Annotated in this window: 15 protein-coding genes; 13 read left to right on the top strand and 2 right to left on the bottom strand. The window is 64.2% G+C overall.

Translation table 11 applies throughout. The features are described 5' to 3' along the window. Positions 1-6 precede the first annotated feature (6 nt). The 9 genes from KAK11_RS11190 (at position 7) to KAK11_RS11150 (ending at position 6,111) form a co-directional block, all read left to right on the top strand. Positions 7-1,140: a flagellar hook-length control protein FliK gene (locus KAK11_RS11190; RefSeq protein ID WP_210809213.1), complete on the top strand. Its 1,134-nt coding sequence runs from the start codon at positions 7-9 to the stop codon at positions 1,138-1,140. Between the two features lie 139 nt (positions 1,141-1,279). Beyond that, on the top strand, positions 1,280-1,915 hold the full coding sequence (locus KAK11_RS11185; RefSeq protein WP_210809212.1) for a flagellar basal body-associated FliL family protein: 636 nt from the start codon (positions 1,280-1,282) through the stop codon (positions 1,913-1,915). Between the two features lie 40 nt (positions 1,916-1,955). Further along, positions 1,956-2,960: a flagellar motor switch protein FliM gene (gene fliM, locus KAK11_RS11180; RefSeq protein ID WP_210809211.1), complete on the top strand. Its 1,005-nt coding sequence runs from the start codon at positions 1,956-1,958 to the stop codon at positions 2,958-2,960. After that, complete coding sequence (fliN, locus tag KAK11_RS11175) at positions 2,950-3,414, top strand: flagellar motor switch protein FliN (RefSeq protein WP_210809210.1); 465 nt, start codon at positions 2,950-2,952, stop codon at positions 3,412-3,414. Before fliM ends, fliN begins: the two co-directional genes overlap by 11 nt. Before the next feature lie 3 nt (positions 3,415-3,417). Next, on the top strand, positions 3,418-3,777 hold the full coding sequence (locus KAK11_RS11170; RefSeq protein ID WP_210809209.1) for a FliO/MopB family protein: 360 nt from the start codon (positions 3,418-3,420) through the stop codon (positions 3,775-3,777). After that, on the top strand, positions 3,767-4,546 hold the full coding sequence (fliP, locus tag KAK11_RS11165; RefSeq protein WP_246498826.1) for a flagellar type III secretion system pore protein FliP: 780 nt from the start codon (positions 3,767-3,769) through the stop codon (positions 4,544-4,546). Before KAK11_RS11170 ends, fliP begins: the two co-directional genes overlap by 11 nt. Before the next feature lie 11 nt (positions 4,547-4,557). Continuing rightward, positions 4,558-4,830: a flagellar biosynthesis protein FliQ gene (gene fliQ / locus KAK11_RS11160; protein ID WP_210809208.1), complete on the top strand. Its 273-nt coding sequence runs from the start codon at positions 4,558-4,560 to the stop codon at positions 4,828-4,830. A 21-nt stretch (positions 4,831-4,851) separates the two neighbouring features. Further along, positions 4,852-5,613: a flagellar biosynthetic protein FliR gene (gene fliR, locus KAK11_RS11155; RefSeq protein ID WP_210809207.1), complete on the top strand. Its 762-nt coding sequence runs from the start codon at positions 4,852-4,854 to the stop codon at positions 5,611-5,613. Positions 5,614-5,622: 9 nt separating this feature from the next. After that, positions 5,623-6,111 (top strand): prepilin-type N-terminal cleavage/methylation domain-containing protein, encoded by a 489-nt coding sequence (locus tag KAK11_RS11150; RefSeq protein WP_210809206.1) that lies wholly within the window; start codon positions 5,623-5,625, stop codon positions 6,109-6,111. Positions 6,112-6,125: 14 nt separating this feature from the next. Here KAK11_RS11150 and KAK11_RS11145 read toward each other — a convergent pair whose 3' ends face one another. Continuing rightward, the gene (locus KAK11_RS11145; protein ID WP_210809205.1) at positions 6,126-10,358 is read right to left on the bottom strand and encodes a putative bifunctional diguanylate cyclase/phosphodiesterase; all 4,233 of its coding nucleotides are present in this window, start codon (positions 10,356-10,358) and stop codon (positions 6,126-6,128) included. 323 nt (positions 10,359-10,681) lie between these two features. Continuing rightward, entirely contained in the window at positions 10,682-11,851 is a 1,170-nt protein-coding gene (locus KAK11_RS11140) for a GGDEF domain-containing protein (protein WP_210809204.1), read from the bottom strand. Between the two features lie 226 nt (positions 11,852-12,077). On the opposite strand from KAK11_RS11140, the gene flhB reads away from it, so the two are divergent. From flhB to KAK11_RS11120, 4 genes are all read left to right on the top strand, one after another. Beyond that, a complete protein-coding gene (gene flhB / locus KAK11_RS11135) occupies positions 12,078-13,208 on the top strand; it encodes a flagellar biosynthesis protein FlhB (RefSeq protein WP_210809203.1) in 1,131 nt (376 codons plus the stop codon). Between the two features lie 58 nt (positions 13,209-13,266). Continuing rightward, on the top strand, positions 13,267-15,306 hold the full coding sequence (gene flhA / locus KAK11_RS11130) for a flagellar biosynthesis protein FlhA (protein WP_375140683.1): 2,040 nt from the start codon (positions 13,267-13,269) through the stop codon (positions 15,304-15,306). A 100-nt stretch (positions 15,307-15,406) separates the two neighbouring features. Next, entirely contained in the window at positions 15,407-16,972 is a 1,566-nt protein-coding gene (flhF, locus tag KAK11_RS11125) for a flagellar biosynthesis GTPase FlhF (protein WP_210809201.1), read from the top strand. A gap of 10 nt (positions 16,973-16,982) precedes the next feature. Further along, on the top strand, positions 16,983-17,768 hold the full coding sequence (locus tag KAK11_RS11120) for a MinD/ParA family ATP-binding protein (RefSeq protein WP_210809200.1): 786 nt from the start codon (positions 16,983-16,985) through the stop codon (positions 17,766-17,768). Positions 17,769-17,776 lie beyond the last annotated feature (8 nt).

Raw genomic sequence — 17,776 nt, 5'->3', positions numbered from 1 at the left:
TTTTTGATGAGCATCACCCCGGCCACCTCCGAAGCCCTGACGCCGATGAACAAGTCAGGCCCGCAGGCCCGCAAAGCCAGCACCGGCTCGGCCCAGCCCAGCGGCAATGACTTTGCCCAACTGCTGCGTCTGCAGGCCCAGGCCGATGAGCCCGCGCCGCCCGAGGCGGCGGCCTGCAAGTCCGAGCAGCCCAAGCCCCAAGAAGAGGATGAAGCCCAGGCCGAGTCTGACAGCGCTCAAGAGACCGAGACGGCCGACAAGAGCAAGCTGCCCAAAAAGCTGCAACTGGCTGCCGAAGACCTGAGCCCCGATCAACGCCCCGCCGCAGCGGTGGCGGCCCCGACCCATCTGTTGGCCGAGCGGGCCCGTGACGCTGCCGCGCGCCTGGGCGCCCAGGGCCGAGCCCAGCGCACTGGCGCGGCGGACCTGAACCTGCGTCTGGAAACCGCCGAAGAAGGCCGCCAGGCCGACGGCGCCTTGCGCTTTGGCGAGGCCCTGGCCCTGACCCCAGCCCCCGACGCCGCCACACCGCTGCGTGCGGCCGATGGCCCCGAGCGACCGCTGGCCCAAGCAGTGTTGGCTGAGCCTCTGCCCGTGGCCTCGCCGCAGCCCGAGGCTGCGGCCAGCGTGGGCGCCCAGCCGCTGCCCGCCGAGATCGCAGCGCCATGGCCTGTGCCCACCCAAGCCACGCTGGAGCAAACCCCCGGCACGCCGGCCTTCACGGCCGCCCTGGGCGCGCAGCTCAGTGTGTGGGTGGCTGAAGGCGTGGAGATGGCGCAGTTGGAGCTGAACCCGCGCGACCTGGGCCCGATTGAAGTGCGCATCGCGATGCGCGACGGCCAGGCCCGCATCGAGCTGGGGGCCGATGTCAGCAGCACCCGCGACGCCCTGGCTCAGGCCCTGCCGGCCCTCTCAGAGGCCTTGGGTGAGGTGGGCGTGCAATTGGCAGGCTCCGGGCTGTCCGACCAAAACAGCGCACAGCGCCAGGCCCAGCAAGAGGGCGGGCGCCAACCTTCGGCCGCCCTGGCCGCCCTGGCCCAGGCCTTTGGCCGCGCCGAGGGAGCCGCCGCCGGATCGGACGGCGCAGACCCCACGCGGGCGGCGATTCGCCCGCGCAGCCTGGTGGACTTGGTCGCCTGAGGGGCGTCATCGCGGTCTTTTGCCCCGCTTTTCGGGGCATCGCGTGGAGGGGCTCCTCCCAATAATGGCTTCAGTCCCGTGCTGTGGTGCCGTCTGTGACAGCGGGCAGGCCACAGCGTGATTTGAACAAGGAGCCGCGATGTCCGCACCCGCTGCCGCTGCCGCCGAGCACGGCGATGCCGCCCCCAAAAAAGGCAAGAAGAAGCTGATCATCATCCTCGCCGTGGTGGGCCTGGTGCTGGCCTTGGGCGGTGGGGGCGCAGCCTTCTACATGAAAAAGAAGCACGCCGAAGAAGAGGCGGCTTTGGCTGAAGAGGGCGGTGACGCTGCGCACGCCGCACCCAAGAAGGAAAAGAAGAAAGAAAAGAAGAAGGACGACAAGCCCGTCCTGCCCGTGTTCGTGCCCTTGGACCCGTTTGTGGTCAACCTGGCGGACCGCGAGGCCGACCGCTATGCCCAGATTGGCGTCACCTTGCAGGTGACGGACGCCAAAGCTGGTGAAGACCTCAAGGTCTATATGCCGGCCATCCGCAACAACATCCTGATGTTGCTGGCGCACAAGACATCGCAAGACCTCAACACCGTCGAAGGCAAAGAGAAGCTGGCGCGCCAGATTCTGCGCGAGGCCGTGCTGCCCATGGGCATTGAATTGGAAGACGAGGACGAGGTCGAAGAGGCCCCTGCCCCCGGCAAGAAGAAAAAGCGCCGGCAGTACGACACCTTGGAGGACTCGCCCATCAAGACGGTGCAGTTCTCCAGCTTCATCATCCAGTGATTCGCCCCCCTGAGCCTCAGCATTCCAGAGACGTCAGCCCATGAATCAACAAATCCTCTCCCAAGACGAAGTCGATGCCCTGCTGCAGGGCATCACGGGCGAAAGCCAGAAGCTGGAGCAGGAAGAAGCGCCCACCGGCGGCATACGCAACTACGACCTCGCCAGCCAAGAGCGCATTGTGCGCGGGCGCATGCCGACGATGGAAATCATCGGCGAGCGCTTTGCACGCAACATCCGGGTGGGCCTGTTCAACCTGATCCGTCGCAGCCCCGAGGTCTCCATTGGTGGCATCAAGGTGCAGAAGTACAGCGCCTTCTTGCGTGAGATCGTGGTGCCGACTAACTTCAACATCGTCTCGGTCCGTCCGCTGCGCGGCTCGGGGCTCATCGTCTGCGACCCCAGCATTGTGTTCGCGGTGATCGACTCCCTGTTCGGCGGCAGCGGCAAGTTTCACACCCGCATTGAGGGCCGCGACTTCTCGGCCACCGAGCAGCGGGTGATTGAGCGCCTCGTTGGCGTGGTGATTGCCGAGTACAAGCGCGCTTGGGCCGGCATCTACCCGCTGGAGCTGGACTACCAGCGCTCGGAGATGCAGCCGCAGTTCGCCAACATCGCCACCCCCAGCGAAATCGTGGTGGCCACCTCCTTCACCATTGAAGTGGGTGAGGTCTCGGGGGCGCTGCACTTCTGCATTCCCTACTCCACGCTGGAGCCGATTCGCGATGTGCTGTATTCGTCCATTCAGGGCGACTCCACCGAGCCGGATCGACGCTGGGTCAACCTGCTCAAGGAGCAGATTCAGTCCGCCAATGTGGACCTGGTGGCCGAGCTGGGCACCGCGCCCGCGACGGTGGAGCAACTGCTGGCGCTGAAGGCCGGCGACTTTGTAGAAATGGACCTGGACCCGCTGATCCAGGCCAAGGTCGATGGTGTGCCCGTCTTTGACTGCTATTACGGCACGTCTGAGGGGCGCTACGCCATCAAGATTGATCGCATGTTGACCGGCCAAGGATTGAGCTGGTTGGGAGACAACCATGGCAGCTGATGACAATGGCCAAGACGATATGGCCGCAGCCTGGGCGGCGGCGCTGGAGGAGTCCTCCGGCTCTAGCGGCTCGTCGGGCTCCTCGGGCGGCGGATCGGGCTTTGCCAGTGAAGTGACCCAAGCGGCAGAGCAAGTCTCGCCCGCGTCCTTCACCAACTTCACGCCCACCGGTGGCGTGGGCGGTGCAGGCAATGACATCAACATGATCCTGGACATCCCGGTGCAACTCACCGTGGAGCTGGGCCGCACGCGTATTCCCATCAAGAACATCCTGCAATTGGCGCAGGGCTCGGTGGTGGAGCTGGACGCGTTGGCGGGTGAGCCCATGGATGTGCTGGTCAACGGCTTCCTGATTGCCCAAGGCGAGGTGGTCGTGGTCAACGACAAGTTTGGTATCCGCCTGACCGACATCGTCACCCCCAGCGAGCGCATGCGCCGCCTGAGCAGAGTCTGAGACATGAACCAAGCCTTTACGCCCTTGCTCGCCTTCATTGGCGTCGTGGCGATGATTCCTGTGGTGCTGTGGCTGGTGCGCCGCGCCGGTGGCGTGCGTGCAGGTCAGCGCGGCCTCCTCAACCTGGTCGACTCCCTGGCGGTTTCGCCCTCGCAACGCGTGGTGGTGGTGTCGCTGCAGCAAGGCGGCGCCCAGCGTTGGCTGGTGCTGGGCGTTGGCGGTGAGAGCATCACGCCCCTGGCCACCCTGGACGCGCCACCCAGCGTCCCGCTGGATGTGCAAAACCCTCAAGCGCCCACGGTGGCGCAGATGATCTCGCGCTGGCGCGGTGAGCAATCCACGGGAGGCCCCCATGCACGATAAGCCCAGCCGCTTGTGGCTGACCTTGGCGGTGATGGCCGTGGTCTTCTTGCCCGCGCTGGCAGGGGCGCAGCCTGTCGCGCCCACGGCGCCCACCGGCCCCAACTTGCCCCTGATGGTGGGGCAGGGCGCGGGAGGCAGCAGCTACTCGGTGCCCATCCAGACCCTGCTGTTCTTCACGGCCCTGTCGTTTCTTCCTGCGGTCGTGTTGCTCATGACGGGCTTTACCCGCATCGTGATCGTGCTGTCGCTGCTGCGCCAAGCCTTGGGCACCCAAGCGGCGCCGCCCAACCAGGTCATCATTGGTTTGAGCTTGTTCCTCACATTCTTCGTGATGTCACCCACCCTGGACAAGGTCTACGACCAAGCATGGAAGCCCTATTCGGCCAACCAGATTGGCTTCGACCAGGCGTTGGCCAAGGCCGAGCTGCCGATGCGCGAGTTCATGCTCAAGCAGACGCGTCAGGCGGATGTGCAGCTCTTTGCCAAGCTGGCCAAGATCGACGAATCCATCAAGGGCGAAGACGTGCCCTTCCGGGTGCTGGTGCCGGCCTTCGTCACCAGCGAGCTGAAGACCGCGTTTCAGATTGGCTTTCTGATCTTCATTCCCTTTTTGATCATCGACATGATCGTGGCCAGCGTGCTGATGTCGCTGGGCATGATGATGCTCTCACCGGTGCTCGTGGCGCTGCCCTTCAAGCTGATGCTGTTTGTGCTGGCTGATGGCTGGAACCTGTTGCTGGGCTCTTTGGCCGCCAGCTTTGCCACCTGAAAGGCGCTTTGATGGAATCCCAACAAGTTTTCACCATCGGCCAGCAAGGCCTGATGATGCTGCTGACGGTGGCTGCCCCCATGCTGATCGTGGTGCTGGTGGTGGGCGTGCTGGTCAGCGTGTTCCAAGCGGCCACGCAGATCAACGAAGCCACGCTGTCCTTTGTGCCCAAGCTGCTGGCCGCCGTGGCTGTGATGGCCGTGATGGGGCCGTGGATGCTGACCACGCTGGTGGACTATCTGCGCAGCATGCTGCTGTCCATTCCGATGGCGGCGGGCGGCTGATTCTTCCGCGCAGGGTCGCCCATGTTCACCATCACCGAGGCGCAAATCCTGGGCTGGGTCACGCCGGTGATCTGGCCGTTCATCCGTGTGCTGGCGCTGCTCCAGGTCTTGCCCGTGTTGGGGCAGCGGGTGGTGCCGGCGCGGGTGCGCATTGCGCTGGCCTTCATGGTGGCTTTTTGCGCCCAAGGCGTGGCGCCGCCCATCGAGCCGGTGCCGCTGGACTCCTCCTTGGCGGTGCTCTTGGTGGTGCAGCAGTTGTTGATCGGCCTGTCCTTGGGCTTTTCGGTGCGCATCATCTTTGCGGCGCTGGAGTTTGCGGGTGAAGTGTCGGGCCTGCAGATGGGCATGAACTTTGCCGGCTTCTTTGACCCGGTGCTGGCGAGCCAGGGCACGGCCATCGGCCGTTTCTATGCCACCTTGGTGGGCTTTTTGTTCATCGTGCTCAACGGCCATCTCACCGTCATCCATGCGGTGGTGCAAAGCCTGACGGTGTTTCCGGTGGGGCCTGAGCCCTTTGCCTTTTTGCGCGCCACACTGCCTCACACCTGGGGCGCGGAGATCTTCAGCATGGGCCTGTGGATTGCGATGCCCATCATTGCGGTGCTGCTGTTTGTCAACGTGGTGCTGGGGGTCATTTCCCGCGTGGCACCGCAGGTCAACATCTTCTCCATCGGCTTTCCGATCACCATGGGCCTGGGCCTGATCAGCATGATGATGATGCTGCCGCTGCTGCAGACGCCGTTTGTGGCGGCACTGGATCGGATGTTGAATCAGTTTCGGTGAGGTCAGTCTATGCGCTCGTCTTCAACGCATTTTCGCTCTACAAGCGGCTTTACCTTGATCGAGCTGATCGTGGTCATTGTGATTCTGGGCGTCTTGGCGGCGACGGCCTTGCCAAAGTTCATTGACATGCGCTCCGACGCGGTAACCGCGTCAGTCAAGGGCATGGAAGCCGCGGTTCACAGTGCCAAGAATTTGCTGCGAGCTCAGTGTGCTTTGCAGGCGACATGCAATCTCCGCTCAGGTGCGACCACGGTGACCCATGATGGGGTGACTTACGCCTTCTACCGCGGCTGGCCCGATGCTGGAGACAACCTGAATGGCAGCGAGCTAGATCGCTTCATCCAGTCCTCGGGATTCACAGTGTCTTTGGTCTTGGGCCACACCCATCGCTGGACGCCGACGGCAGCCAGAGTCCCTGCCAATTGCTATGTGGATTACCGCGAGCCTTCGACCGTGGGGGGCGATCCCACCGTCACCGTGGTCACCTCGGGCTGCTGAGTGGAGAGCGCAGCTCAGTTGAGCAGCGCTTCGTGTGGCCCCACCTCTCGCATGAACTGGGCGGCGTTGATGGGGCGGCTGATCAGATAGCCTTGTGCGGCGTCGGCGCCGATGTCCGTCAAGATGTCCAACTGGGTCTGCCGCTCTACGCCTTCGGCCACGACCTTCAGTCCCATCTCTTGCATCATCGTGATCAGGTGGCTGCAGAATTTTTGGTGCTCGTCGTCGGTGTCGATGCCGTCGATGAAACGCTTGTCGATTTTCAGGACATCAAAGGGCAAGGAGCGCAGACGCTCCAGCGATGAATAGCCCTTGCCGAAGTCGTCAATGGCGAGGCGAACGCCCAAGTCATGCAAGGCTTTGAGCTGCGCATGGGAGGCTGCAGAGTCAGGGATCAGCACAGACTCAGTGATCTCCACCTCCAGGTCGCTGGGTGCAAGGCCTGCGTCTGCAATGATCTTGGAGACGGCCTGCGCAAAGCCATTGCGGGCCAGTTGTTTGGACGACACATTCACCGCAATGCTGCTGAGCATCAGCCCTTGGCGGCGCCAGGCTGCCAGTTGCTTGGCCGCCTCCTGCACCACCCACAGACCGACGTCGTGGATCAGGTGGCTGCCTTCCAGAATCTGGATGACAGTCTCTACATTGTTGCTGGGCCATTGATCTGAGCGCCAGCGCAACAGCGCTTCAGCCGAGTGGCACTGGCCGCTCGCGATGTCGAGCTTGGGCTGATAGACCAGCCCGAACTCCTTGCGGGCCAGCGCAAACTGCAGAGCCGTTTCCATGTGCATGCGCTGCACGATGCCACCGCGCCATTCGGCGTTGAAGGTCGCGGTGCCATTGCGCCCTTGAATCTTGGCTTGGTGCAAGGCCACGTCCATTGCGGCATGGAGATTCGTGTGGTCAGAGCCGTGGTTGGGATAGCAGGCAATGCCAATCGACAGCGTCACCACAATCTCGACACCGTCAACACTCAGGGGCCGTGAGGCTTCATTCACGATGCCCGCGGCCGCCTGCTCCGCCTCTGCCGCCGTCAGCCCCGGCAACAGGGTCGCATACTCGTCCCCGGCAATTCTGGCCAGGACCGCCCCCGGCACCTGGCTGCGGATGAAGTGACCGATGCGCGCTGCGATGTCGGTCAAGACCCGGTCTCCGAAGCTGTGCCCGAGCGAGTCATTGATGTACTTGAAGCGGTCGACGTCCAGCATCATGACCGCGAAGGGTTTGTCAGCCACGACGGCCTGTGACACCAGCATCTTCCACTGCCGGAGATTGGGCAAGCCGGTCAGCGGATCGTGCATGGCTTGGTGGTGCAGGCTGTCTTGCGCCGCTCTGAGGGCGCTGATGTTGCGCAGGCTGCCGCTGACATGCCGCTGCCCCGCGCTGCCACCGTCTTGCTCGGCCACCCGACCGCGCGCTTCCACCCACACCCATTCCTGGCTCCGCCCCTGCATGCGGAATTGCAGCAAACATTCGGTGGAGCGGGCGCGTCGGAGGGCCCGCCACGTCGAGCGAAGCCGGGGAAGATCTTGAGGATGCACCCAGCGGCCCACCAACTGCCCTTGTTGCAGGCAGTGGTTCACGTCATCGACGAGCCAGGAGACTGGCGTCAAGTGGCCTTGCCCCGTGCGGAGGTCAATACCCCAGATGACGTCCCCGGAGGCCCAGAGCGCCAGATTGACGCGGCGGTCGGCCTCGGCCAGTTGGCGCATTTCAACCGCACGGCGACGCTGCAACTGCCGAAACTCTTGGAAGCGCCAGGCCGCATAGAGGGCCAACAGCAGCAGGGCGGTACTCAGGGCCCAGGTGGTGCGATACCAAGGCGGAATGATTTGAAACCCAATCTCTCCCGAGGCGGACCAGGTGCGCGCATCGCGGCTGGCCTGGGCTTCTAGGCGATAGCTGTGCGCCGCCAGGCCTGAGAGCTCGATCTCTCCGGTGCGTTGCGGGGGGCGCCAGTCTTTGTCCAGTCCCACCACCCGAAACCGCCATTGCAGGCTGGCACCGTCCACCTCTCCGGGCACGTGCATGCGCAGGCGCAGCAGGGAATTGTTCTCGGGCAGCTCCAACAGTGGTGGCGCGTTGAAGACAAAGGTCCAAGGCGTCTGGCTGGAAGACCAGGCGGAGACCCTGGGCGTTTGCACTGCAGAGGGCAGGCCATGGAGCGCCGGGTCCAGTTCGACCCAACCTTTGGAGTGGGCGAAAAGCATATAGCCCCTGGGCGACAGCGAGCAGGTGGGCTCACCCGAGCTGCCGATGGCCCCCACTTCGTCAAAGGGAATGCGTCGGGGGGCGGCTTGACCCTTGCGCCACGACCAAAGAGCCCGGCTGGACATGAACCACAGCGTTCCGTCCTCGGCAATCTGGACGCAGCGATCAAAGGACGGCGTCAGGGCCATGGGCACATACTCCTGTTGCCATTGCGTGGCCAGGCTGGGCTGTGTGCTCAAGCTGTAGAAGGCGCCCTTGCTGGTGATAGCGACCCAGTCACCACCGGGGCGGTAGCGGAACTGCCGGATGGGCTCCGGAGACTGGGGCAACTCCAGCACCTGACCCCCGGCCGTGATGCCAACGACCCGCCCGCTGTGGATGCCTTCTCGGGTGTTCACCAAGAGGCGGACCTCAGCGCGGCTATCACCATCCGCCATCCGGATGATTTCGCCCTCAAACTCATGGATCTTGCGGAATGCGCCGCTTTGAATGTCGAGTGTCCAGATTGAATTCCAGACCGTCAGCCAGATGAGCTTTTCGTCGGCCAGCGCGATCTGAGTTCGCCCCGCCAAGGCCTCCGGCAGAGGATAGTGTCGGCGGTGGAGCTGTTGGCGTTCGTCTTTCCAGTAGTGGGTGATGTACTTGTCGGATTCACTTACCCACACGCCCGTCTGCCAGTCGCAAAACGGCGTTCTTGCCGAGAGATCGGAGACCTTGTTGACTTTGTTGCCGTCGTCCTTGATGGCGTCGAATGCGAACACCTGATGCGTCAGGTTGGTGTACCAGCCTTGATTCTTGCGGTCCAGGCACACGACGGTGTGGGACGCGTACTCACTTTGCCGGCTTTCGGTGTCGACTCTGAAGTGTTTGATTTGTTTGGTGCCCAGCGAGGTCAACGCCAGCTCTTCCATGGCACCGGACCAAATGTACTCACCCTTACCCAGCATCACCTGGTGCGCAAAGTCAACCTTGCGCTGATCCGGTGGCGTAGCCAGGTTGATGGTCTCAAAGCGCCATTGACGCTCGTCGAGCTTGTAGACCATGGGCGAGTCCGAATACACCCAAATCTTGCGCTCCGAGGGGCTCGATTTGTTTTGTATCGAGAAGCCTGCAATCCGCTTGACCTTCAATCGGTGGGCCTCGATCACCGTGGCCTTTTCGTTCACCAAATCTATCCTGAACAAGCCATTGCTGCCGACCGCCAGGGCGGTCTCGCCGTCGAGCAAAGCAAAGTTCTTCAGAAAATGAAATCGCCCCGCATCGTCAATGCCGAGGCCGGGCAGGCTGAGGGTCGTCACCAAGTCCAGTTGGTCGGAGGCATTCTTGCGGGCGACGGTGACCCTGCCGCCGTTGACCAGCAGCGCCAGTGTGTTGTCGGCGCACCCGACGGCGAGCCGAAAGGACACTTCGGTGGGAAAGGCGTAGTCGGTCTGCCGCCCGTTCTTGAGCTCGGTCCAGCGAACCGTCTTGTTCGAGTATTGCGGGACACTCCAAACGCCCTCGGCTTGCTCGCACCAGATCGTGCGGTGAGCCAAGTCCTCTGAGGGCTCGACGTCGGCTGCCGGGCGCCAGCCTTCGGGCGTCGCGACTTCACTCACGCCGGTGTGCTGGTGGGTGCGGATGACGCGGCCAGCGCCCCAAGGGTGGTAGATGTAGCGCTCATCTGCTCGCATCCAATCGACGTCGGGGGCCCTGAGCAGCTTGTCCGCAGGCAGAGGCGGCTTGTGGAAATAGAAATCCGAGCCATCGAAGATCCAAATGCCATACGCCGTGCCGACCCAGGTGCGGGACCACGCATCGGTCGCGATGGCGCGGATATCAAGCCCCTTGGGCGTGCCTTCGCCGCTGAATACCCGTGTCGGGTTGATGCGCTCAATGACCACGGCGGCTGCATCGCTGGCCGTTGCCGAGGTGGCACGGGCGGGCAGAGCGCACAGGCCCCCTGCCAGCCAAAGGCTGATGCAGGCTGCTTTCAGCGCGGTGCCCCAAGCGGAGGGGCTGGCGATGCGGCAGTGGCGGAAGTGATGAGAGGCCAAAGTAATTCCCTGGACACTGCGGAGCAGCGCTTGCGCGCGATGGACCAGTGCGGCGTTCAGCCGCGCGAGACGCTGTAGGGATGAGCCAGTTATCCGTCGAGCATCTCTGTCACGTCCTGCGTGATGGGGTGTCAAGGCCTGGGAAAGCTCGCTCGTGCTCGCGCCTTTTGGGGCGATTTCGGGCCGCAAAGGACACAGGCGCCCCGGGTGGTGGCGTCGCGTGGGAGATCAGCAGCACGTGGCGAGGATCATCGCCTCACGGCGAGATGGCGCAAAGGCGACATTTGTCAGGCTGCGGCGCCTGGCGCCGTAGAGGGGCTGCCTCAGGGCCAGATGTCGATGCGATTGCGCCCCATCCCTTTGGCGCGGTAGAGCGCTTTGTCGGCCAAGCTGATGGCTTGCTCCACCGGCAAGGCGGCCGGCCAAGGTGCAATGCCAATCGAGGCGGTCAAGGCCAAGCCAGCGGGCCAGTCTGGATGCTGGGCGCGCTCCAGGCTGGTTCGGATGCGTTCGGCCACTTGCAGTGCGCCGGCCAACTCGGTGCGGGGCAGCAGCAACAAGAACTCTTCGCCGCCCCAGCGAGCCAGCACATCGACCTCCCGCAGGCAGGCCTTGACGCTGGCGCAGGCCTGTTGCAGCACCAGATCGCCCGTGGCGTGGCCGTGTCTATCGTTCACCGCCTTGAAGTGGTCCAGGTCTAGCAGGAGCAGGCTGGCCGTGGTGTTCTCACGCTGCATGGCAGCGGCTTCCAGGTGGGCGCGTTCCAAGAAGGCGCGGCGGTTCAAGACCTGCGTCAGGGGGTCTTTGGTGGCCAGCGCCATGGCCTGGTCCAAGGCCTGTTGCAACTGGGCATTGCTGTCTTCCAGCGCGGCTGCCAGGTGGCGGTTGCGCAGGTCCGCAATGACGGCTTCGCGCGCTTGGGCATGGAGCTGGCGGCCAAACAGCCACAACACCACCATATAGACCGCCAAAGACACCAGCAGGGGCCAACTCGTGGCGAGGGGTTCGCTCAGGAAGCGCGTCAGGGCGACCGACCACAGCCCGCCATTGAAAGCCACCATGCCGCGCCCGAGGTGGGCCGTGACGATCAAGGCCATGGCCGAGGTCACGGTCAGCAGCATCATCATCAACTGGTCGGGCAAGCCCCAGCGCGGAATGTCGGCCAGCATCCAGGCCAGCAAACCCCAGGTCAGCCCGCTGGCGGACAAACCCAGCACCATCTTGCGGTCCAGGCCTTGCGCCATGGCCTCTGCGGCGCCGATGCGCTGGATGCGACGGGTCAGCCCCTGCAAAAAGCCCAGCACGGCCAAGCGAAGCAGCACAAATCCGCCCACCAGCCAGGTCGGCAAGCTGGGCCCCAGCACCACCACCACCAAGAGCATGCCCAGCACATTGCTGCGAAGGCCGGTGGACTCACGCCGGGCCATGCGGTTCAGGCACTCAGCCTGGACATCTTGGGCGCTGACGCCGTCCGGCAGCAAGCGATGGCTCATGGGGGACTCGGCCTCTCCACCGAGGGTCAAAAAATCAGTGCTGCGCATTGTGACTGCCTACAGGCTGCCTCAGGACGTGAATTTTTCACTATTGATGTTCCCCTGAGCCCACATTGCCGGGCGCTGACTCGGCCTGACGCTGGGGGGCCTGCGGGAAGAAGGCGGGGCTAAGCCTTGCTTTTTTGGCTCAAGTCCTGAGGGGCCCCGAGGCAACATGACCAACACCATGGCTGACTCCGCACAAGACCGCAACTTACCCGCCAGCCCTAAAAAGCTGGCCAAGGCACGGGCCGAAGGCCAGGTGGCGCGCTCGCGCGACCTGGGCCACTTCGCCGCGCTGGGCGTGGGCGGCTTTGTGCTCTTGGTGGTGGCGGCACCGCTGGGCGCTTGGCTGCGCGAGATCATGGTCAGCAGCCTGCGCTTTGGCACCCGCGAGGTGATGCAGCCCACGGCCATGACCGAGCAGTTGTTGACCCTGAGCGTCAAGGGCCTGTGGGTGATCGCACCGCTGGGCCTGCTGATGATGCTCTTGGGCGTGCTCAGCGCGGTGGTGGCGGGCGGCTGGAATGTGTCCTTCAAGGCCTTGGCGCCCAACTTTGGCCGCTTCAACCCTCTGGCGGGCTTGGGCCGCATGTTTGGCAAAGACCATTTGATTGATGTGCTCAAAGTCATCGTGCTGGCCACGGCTTTGGGCACGGTGGGCGTGCTTTATCTGCGCAGCCAGTGGCAGGGCATGGCGCAGTTGTTGATGGTGCCGCTGCCGCAGGCCGTGGCCGCGCTGACGGGGACGGTGGCCACAGGATTTGGCTTCTTACTGCTGCTGTTGGGGCTGTGGGCAGCCATTGATGTGCCGCTGCAGCGTCACTTGTATGCCAACCGGCTGAAGATGAGCCATCAAGAAGTCAAGCAAGAGTTCAAAGAGGCGGAAGGTAACCAAGAGGTCAAGGGCAAGATCAAGCAGCGCATGCGCGAGATTGGACGCAAGCGCATGTTGCTGGCCGTGCCCACCGCCGACCTGGTGGTGATGAACCCGACCCACTACGCCGTGGCCCTGAAGTACGACGAAGCCAGCATGGGCGCGCCGCGCGTGGTCGCCAAGGGTGCGGACCTGCTGGCGCTGAAGATCCGCGACCTGGCACGCGACTCGGGCGTGCCGGTGTTGCAAGCCCCGCCGCTGGCCCGTGCGCTCTACACCCATGTGGAGTTGGAAGGTGAAGTCCCTGCCGCCCTGTTTGCCGCCGTGGCGCAGGTGCTGGCCTGGGTGTACCAACTGCGCCGCACCCCTTATTTGGCTGCCCCCGATGTGGTGGTGCCGCCTGAGCTGGATCCGCACACTCCTCGCCCTTCTTCCAAGTAGGCACTGAATGAACAACTTGCAGTACCAATTCAAGGCCCTGTTCGGCGAAAACGCAGCCATGGTCAAGGCGCTGATGGCGCCGATCTTCATCATCATGGTCTTGTCCATGATGGTCTTGCCGCTGCCGCCCTTTGCGCTGGATTTGCTCTTCACCTTCAACATCGCCATGTCGCTGATGGTGATGATGGTGGCGGCCAACATGGTCAAGCCGCTGGACTTTGCGGCCTTCCCAACCGTGCTGCTGGTGACCACCTTGCTGCGCCTGTCGCTGAACGTGGCCTCCACCCGCGTGGTGCTGCTCGAAGGCCATAACGGGCCGGGTGCCGCAGGCAAGGTGATTGAGTCCTTTGGTCACTTCTTGATTGGCGGCAACTTCGCAGTCGGTTTGATCGTCTTTGCCATCTTGGTGGTGATCAACTTCATCGTGGTCACCAAGGGTGCGGAGCGAATCGCTGAAGTCGGTGCACGCTTTACTTTGGATGCGATGCCCGGCAAGCAGATGGCCATTGACGCCGATTTGAACGCCGGCCTGATCAACGAAGACGAGGCCAAGAAGCGCCGCGCTGAAGTGGGCGAAGAAGCTGACTTCTTTGGCTCCATGGACGGTGCGTCCAAGTTTGTGCGGGGCGACGCCATCGCCGGCATGCTGATCTTGGTGATCAATATCGTGGGCGGCTTCATCATCGGGGTGGCCCAACACGACCTGAGCGCTAGCCAAGCCGCCAACACCTATATTTTGTTGGCCGTTGGTGATGCGCTGGTGGCGCAGATCCCCGGCTTGCTGATCTCGGTGGCGGCTGCCATGGTGGTGTCGCGTGTGGGCTCCGAGGCCGACATCGGCAGCCAGATCCGCGGCCAGATGTTCCAGTCGCCCAAGGTCATGGGCATCACCGCCGGCATCATCCTGATGCTGGGCATCATCCCCGGCATGCCGCATGTGGTCTTCTTGCTGATGGGCGGCTTGATTGGCTACTACGCCTGGTGGCTGCGCCAGCGCGAAAAGGCCGCTGCCAACAAGCCGGCCGTGGACCCCAAAGACGCGGCCCCGGCCGTCAACGCTGAAGCCTCTTGGGACGACCTGCAGCCTGTGGACACACTGGGCCTGGAAGTGGGCTATCGCTTGATTGCGCTGGTCGACAAAGCCCGCCAAGGCGACCTTTTGGCCCGCATCAAGGGCGTGCGCAAAAAGTTTGCCCAGGAGGTGGGCTTCCTGCCGCCCTCCGTCCACATCCGCGACAACCTGGAGTTGAAGCCCAGCGTCTACCGCGTCACCCTGCGCGGCGCAGTGGTGGGCGAGGGCGAGGCTTTCCCGGGCATGTACATGGCTATCAACCCTGGTGGTGGTGTGCCGCAACTGCCCGGCACCAAGACCATCGACCCGGCGTTTGGCCTGCCTGCGGTGTGGATTGAAGAGCGCTTGAAGGAGCAAGCCCAAATGAGTGGGTTTACGGTGGTTGATTGCTCGACCGTGGTGGCCACTCACCTCTCACACTTGATGCAAGTGAATGCCGCCAAATTGCTGGGGCGTGGAGAGACCCAATCGCTGGTCGAACACGTCACCAAATTGGCTCCGAAGTTGATTGAAGATGTGGTGCCAAAGATGGTCGGGATCGCAACATTGCAAAAGGTGCTCCAGCTGCTGTTGGAAGAGGGCGTGCACATCCGCGACTTCCGCTCCATCGTCGAGTCGCTGGCCGAGCATTCCCCGCAGACCACCGACCCGGCCGAGCTGGCCCGTCGCATCCGCATCCACCTGGCTCCGGCCATCGTGCAGCAGATCTATGGCCCCGCCAAGGAGCTGGATGTGATTGCACTGGAACCCGACCTGGAGCGCATGGTGGCGCAGGCCCTGAACTCGCCCCACGGCGCGGTGCTGGACCCCGGCGTGGCCGACAGCCTGACCCGCCAAGCCGCCGACACCGCCAACAAGCAAGAGAACCTGGGCCATCCGGCCTGCCTCTTGGTGCCCGACGCACTGCGCGCGCCCATGGCCCGCCTGCTCAAACGTGCCGCACCGCGCCTGAAGGTGCTGGCGCACAGTGAAATTCCTGAAACTCATTCGATCCGTATCGGCTCGATCATCGGAGGTGCTGTATGACCGCCCATGTTCTTTGTGCCCGGCCTGCCCTGGATGGCACGCGCACTCAGCCCGGATCACTGCGACCTGGCGTCTCTGACGCCACCCAGGGGGCCACATCATGAACGTCAAGCGCTTTACCGCCCGCACCTCGCGTGAGGCCTTCGCCCTGGTGCGACAGGCCTTTGGCGAGGACGCCGTGGTGCTCTCCACCCGCCCGGCCGCCGAGGGGGTGGAAGTCACGGCCATGAGCCCCGACTCCTTGGACCAGATCGAGAAAGTCGCTGCCAACCCGGAGCCCGAGCGCGCCGCGCCCAGCGCCCGTGCCCGCGGCGACAGCCTGGCCTCTCGCGTCGAGCGCGCCAATGCCCAGCGCAGCCTCAGCCCCAGCCGTGAAGAGCAAGCCGCGGCCGGTGCCGGCAATGTCGAGGAGGACGTGGCCCAGCTCAGCATGAGCACGCTGTCCTTCCAAGACTATGTGCGCGAGCGCATGCTCAAGCGTCGCCAGCAAGCCATGAACCCCGAGGCTGCCGCCCCCACGCCGGCGCCCGCCCAGCCGCGTGTCGCGGCGGCTGCCCCGGCCTTGCCCCCGGCAGCCCGCATGGCGGCACCCGCCCCACGTGCTGCGGCAACGCCTGCGCCGGCAGCGCGCCCCGCACCCACCACGGCACAGCGCCTGGCCGTGCCGCGCCTGCAAGACGAAATCTCCATCCCGACTCTGGGCGAGGCCGTGAGCCGCCGCGAAGAGATCGACATGGTCAACGAGCTGCGCTCGATGAAGGGCCTGATCGAAGAGCGCTTTGGCGCCTTGGCCTTCATGGAGAAGCTGCAGCGTGAGCCGCGCCAAGCCCTGCTGGCGCAAAAGCTGCTCGACATCGGCTTCTCGCCGGGCTTGATCCGCCGCATGGTGGATGCCTTGCCCGCCCAAGCGCATGACGAGCTGGCCTGGGCCACCACCGTGCTGGAGCGCAACCTGCTGACCGGCGAGGCCGAGCCGGCCCTGGAAGAGCAGGGCGGCGTGTTCGCCCTGATCGGCTCCACCGGCGTGGGCAAGACCACCAGCACGGCCAAGCTGGCCGCTGCTTTTGCCACCCAATACGGCGCGGCCAATCTTGGCTTGGTGACGCTGGATGCTTATCGCGTGGGCGCCCATGAACAACTGCGCACCTACGGCCGCATCTTGGGCGTGCCGGTGCACACCGCGCATGACCGCGCCTCGCTGGAAGACCTGCTGGACCTGCTCTCGGGCAAGCGCATGGTGTTGATCGACACCGCCGGCATGGCCCAGCGCGACAGCCGCACCCGCGAGCTGCTGGAGATGCTCTCGCACCCCAGCATCAGCCGCCTCTTGGTGCTGGATGCGGCGGCCCAAGGCGAAACCATTGATGACGTGATCACCAACTGGCGCGCCGCCCAGTGCAAGGGCGTGATCCTGTCCAAGATCGACGAAGCCGTGAAGCTGGCACCCGCGCTGGATGCCCTGATTCGTCACAAATTGAAAGTGCTGGGCGTGGCCAATGGCCAGCGTGTCCCAGAGGATTGGCACCGTTTGTCCTCCAACGCACTGCTGCAGCGCGCTATGCGCGGCGGTGGCGCCGCTACATATCGCATGGAAGCGGCCGATGTGCAGTTGATTTTTGCAGCGGCCTCGCACGCCGCCCCGGTCACCCACGGCATGCACGTCTAAGGCGCAGTTCATGGCCCAACCGATCCATTCCTCCAACACACCGCTGTGGCAAGGCGACCAGGCCGCCGGCCTGCGCAAGCTGTTTGCCACGCCCCCCGCCGTGGTGGTGCCGGTGGTGGCCAGCGCTGAGATCGACTGCAGTGGCGCGCTGCTGGAGCGCATCAACAGCGCCTTCACGGCCTTGGGGGCGCGCACCTTGGTGGTCGACGCTGCAGATTCCTCCCCGGCACCGGCCGAGCTGGCCGACGTTCACCTGCCGTCTTGCATCGAGCAGCTCAGCGGTCAGGTGGCCTACTTTGCCGCGCGCGGCTTGCCGCGTCGCCATGTCAACACTCGGGGCTCCAGTGCCAACTGGCTGGCCGAGGTCGAAGCGGCGGCGCCCGGTGTGGATGTGATCGTGTTGCACGCTGAGGCGCGCGACCTGGCCCGCATGTTGGTGGGCCGTGAGGTGCACCCGGTGTTGCTGGCCTCGCTGCAGCCCGACAGCCTGACTGCCGCCTATGCCGCGATGAAGCTGCTGGCCCAGCGCGCTGGCCTGATGAGCTTTGACGTGATGGTCGGCCACGTGGGCCGCCCCAAGCGCGCCCAGCGCATCGTCGAGCGCTTGGCCAGTTGTTCCGATGCTTTCTTGGGCGCCTTGCTGCGCCAAACCGCGGTGGTGGACACCGTGGACACCCACTTCGACACCTCCGAGTTGGAGATGTTGGCTGCCGCGCAGTTGATGCCGGTAGCACTCCCTGCCCATGAGTTGCCGGCGCACCGCGCGCCACAGCAGCGCATGGCTTCTTTGTATTGACCCGTCCG

Source organism: Ideonella paludis (assembly GCF_018069865.1).
Lineage (GTDB): Bacteria > Pseudomonadota > Gammaproteobacteria > Burkholderiales > Burkholderiaceae_C > Ideonella > Ideonella paludis.
This window is presented reverse-complemented; position numbering and strand designations above follow the sequence as displayed.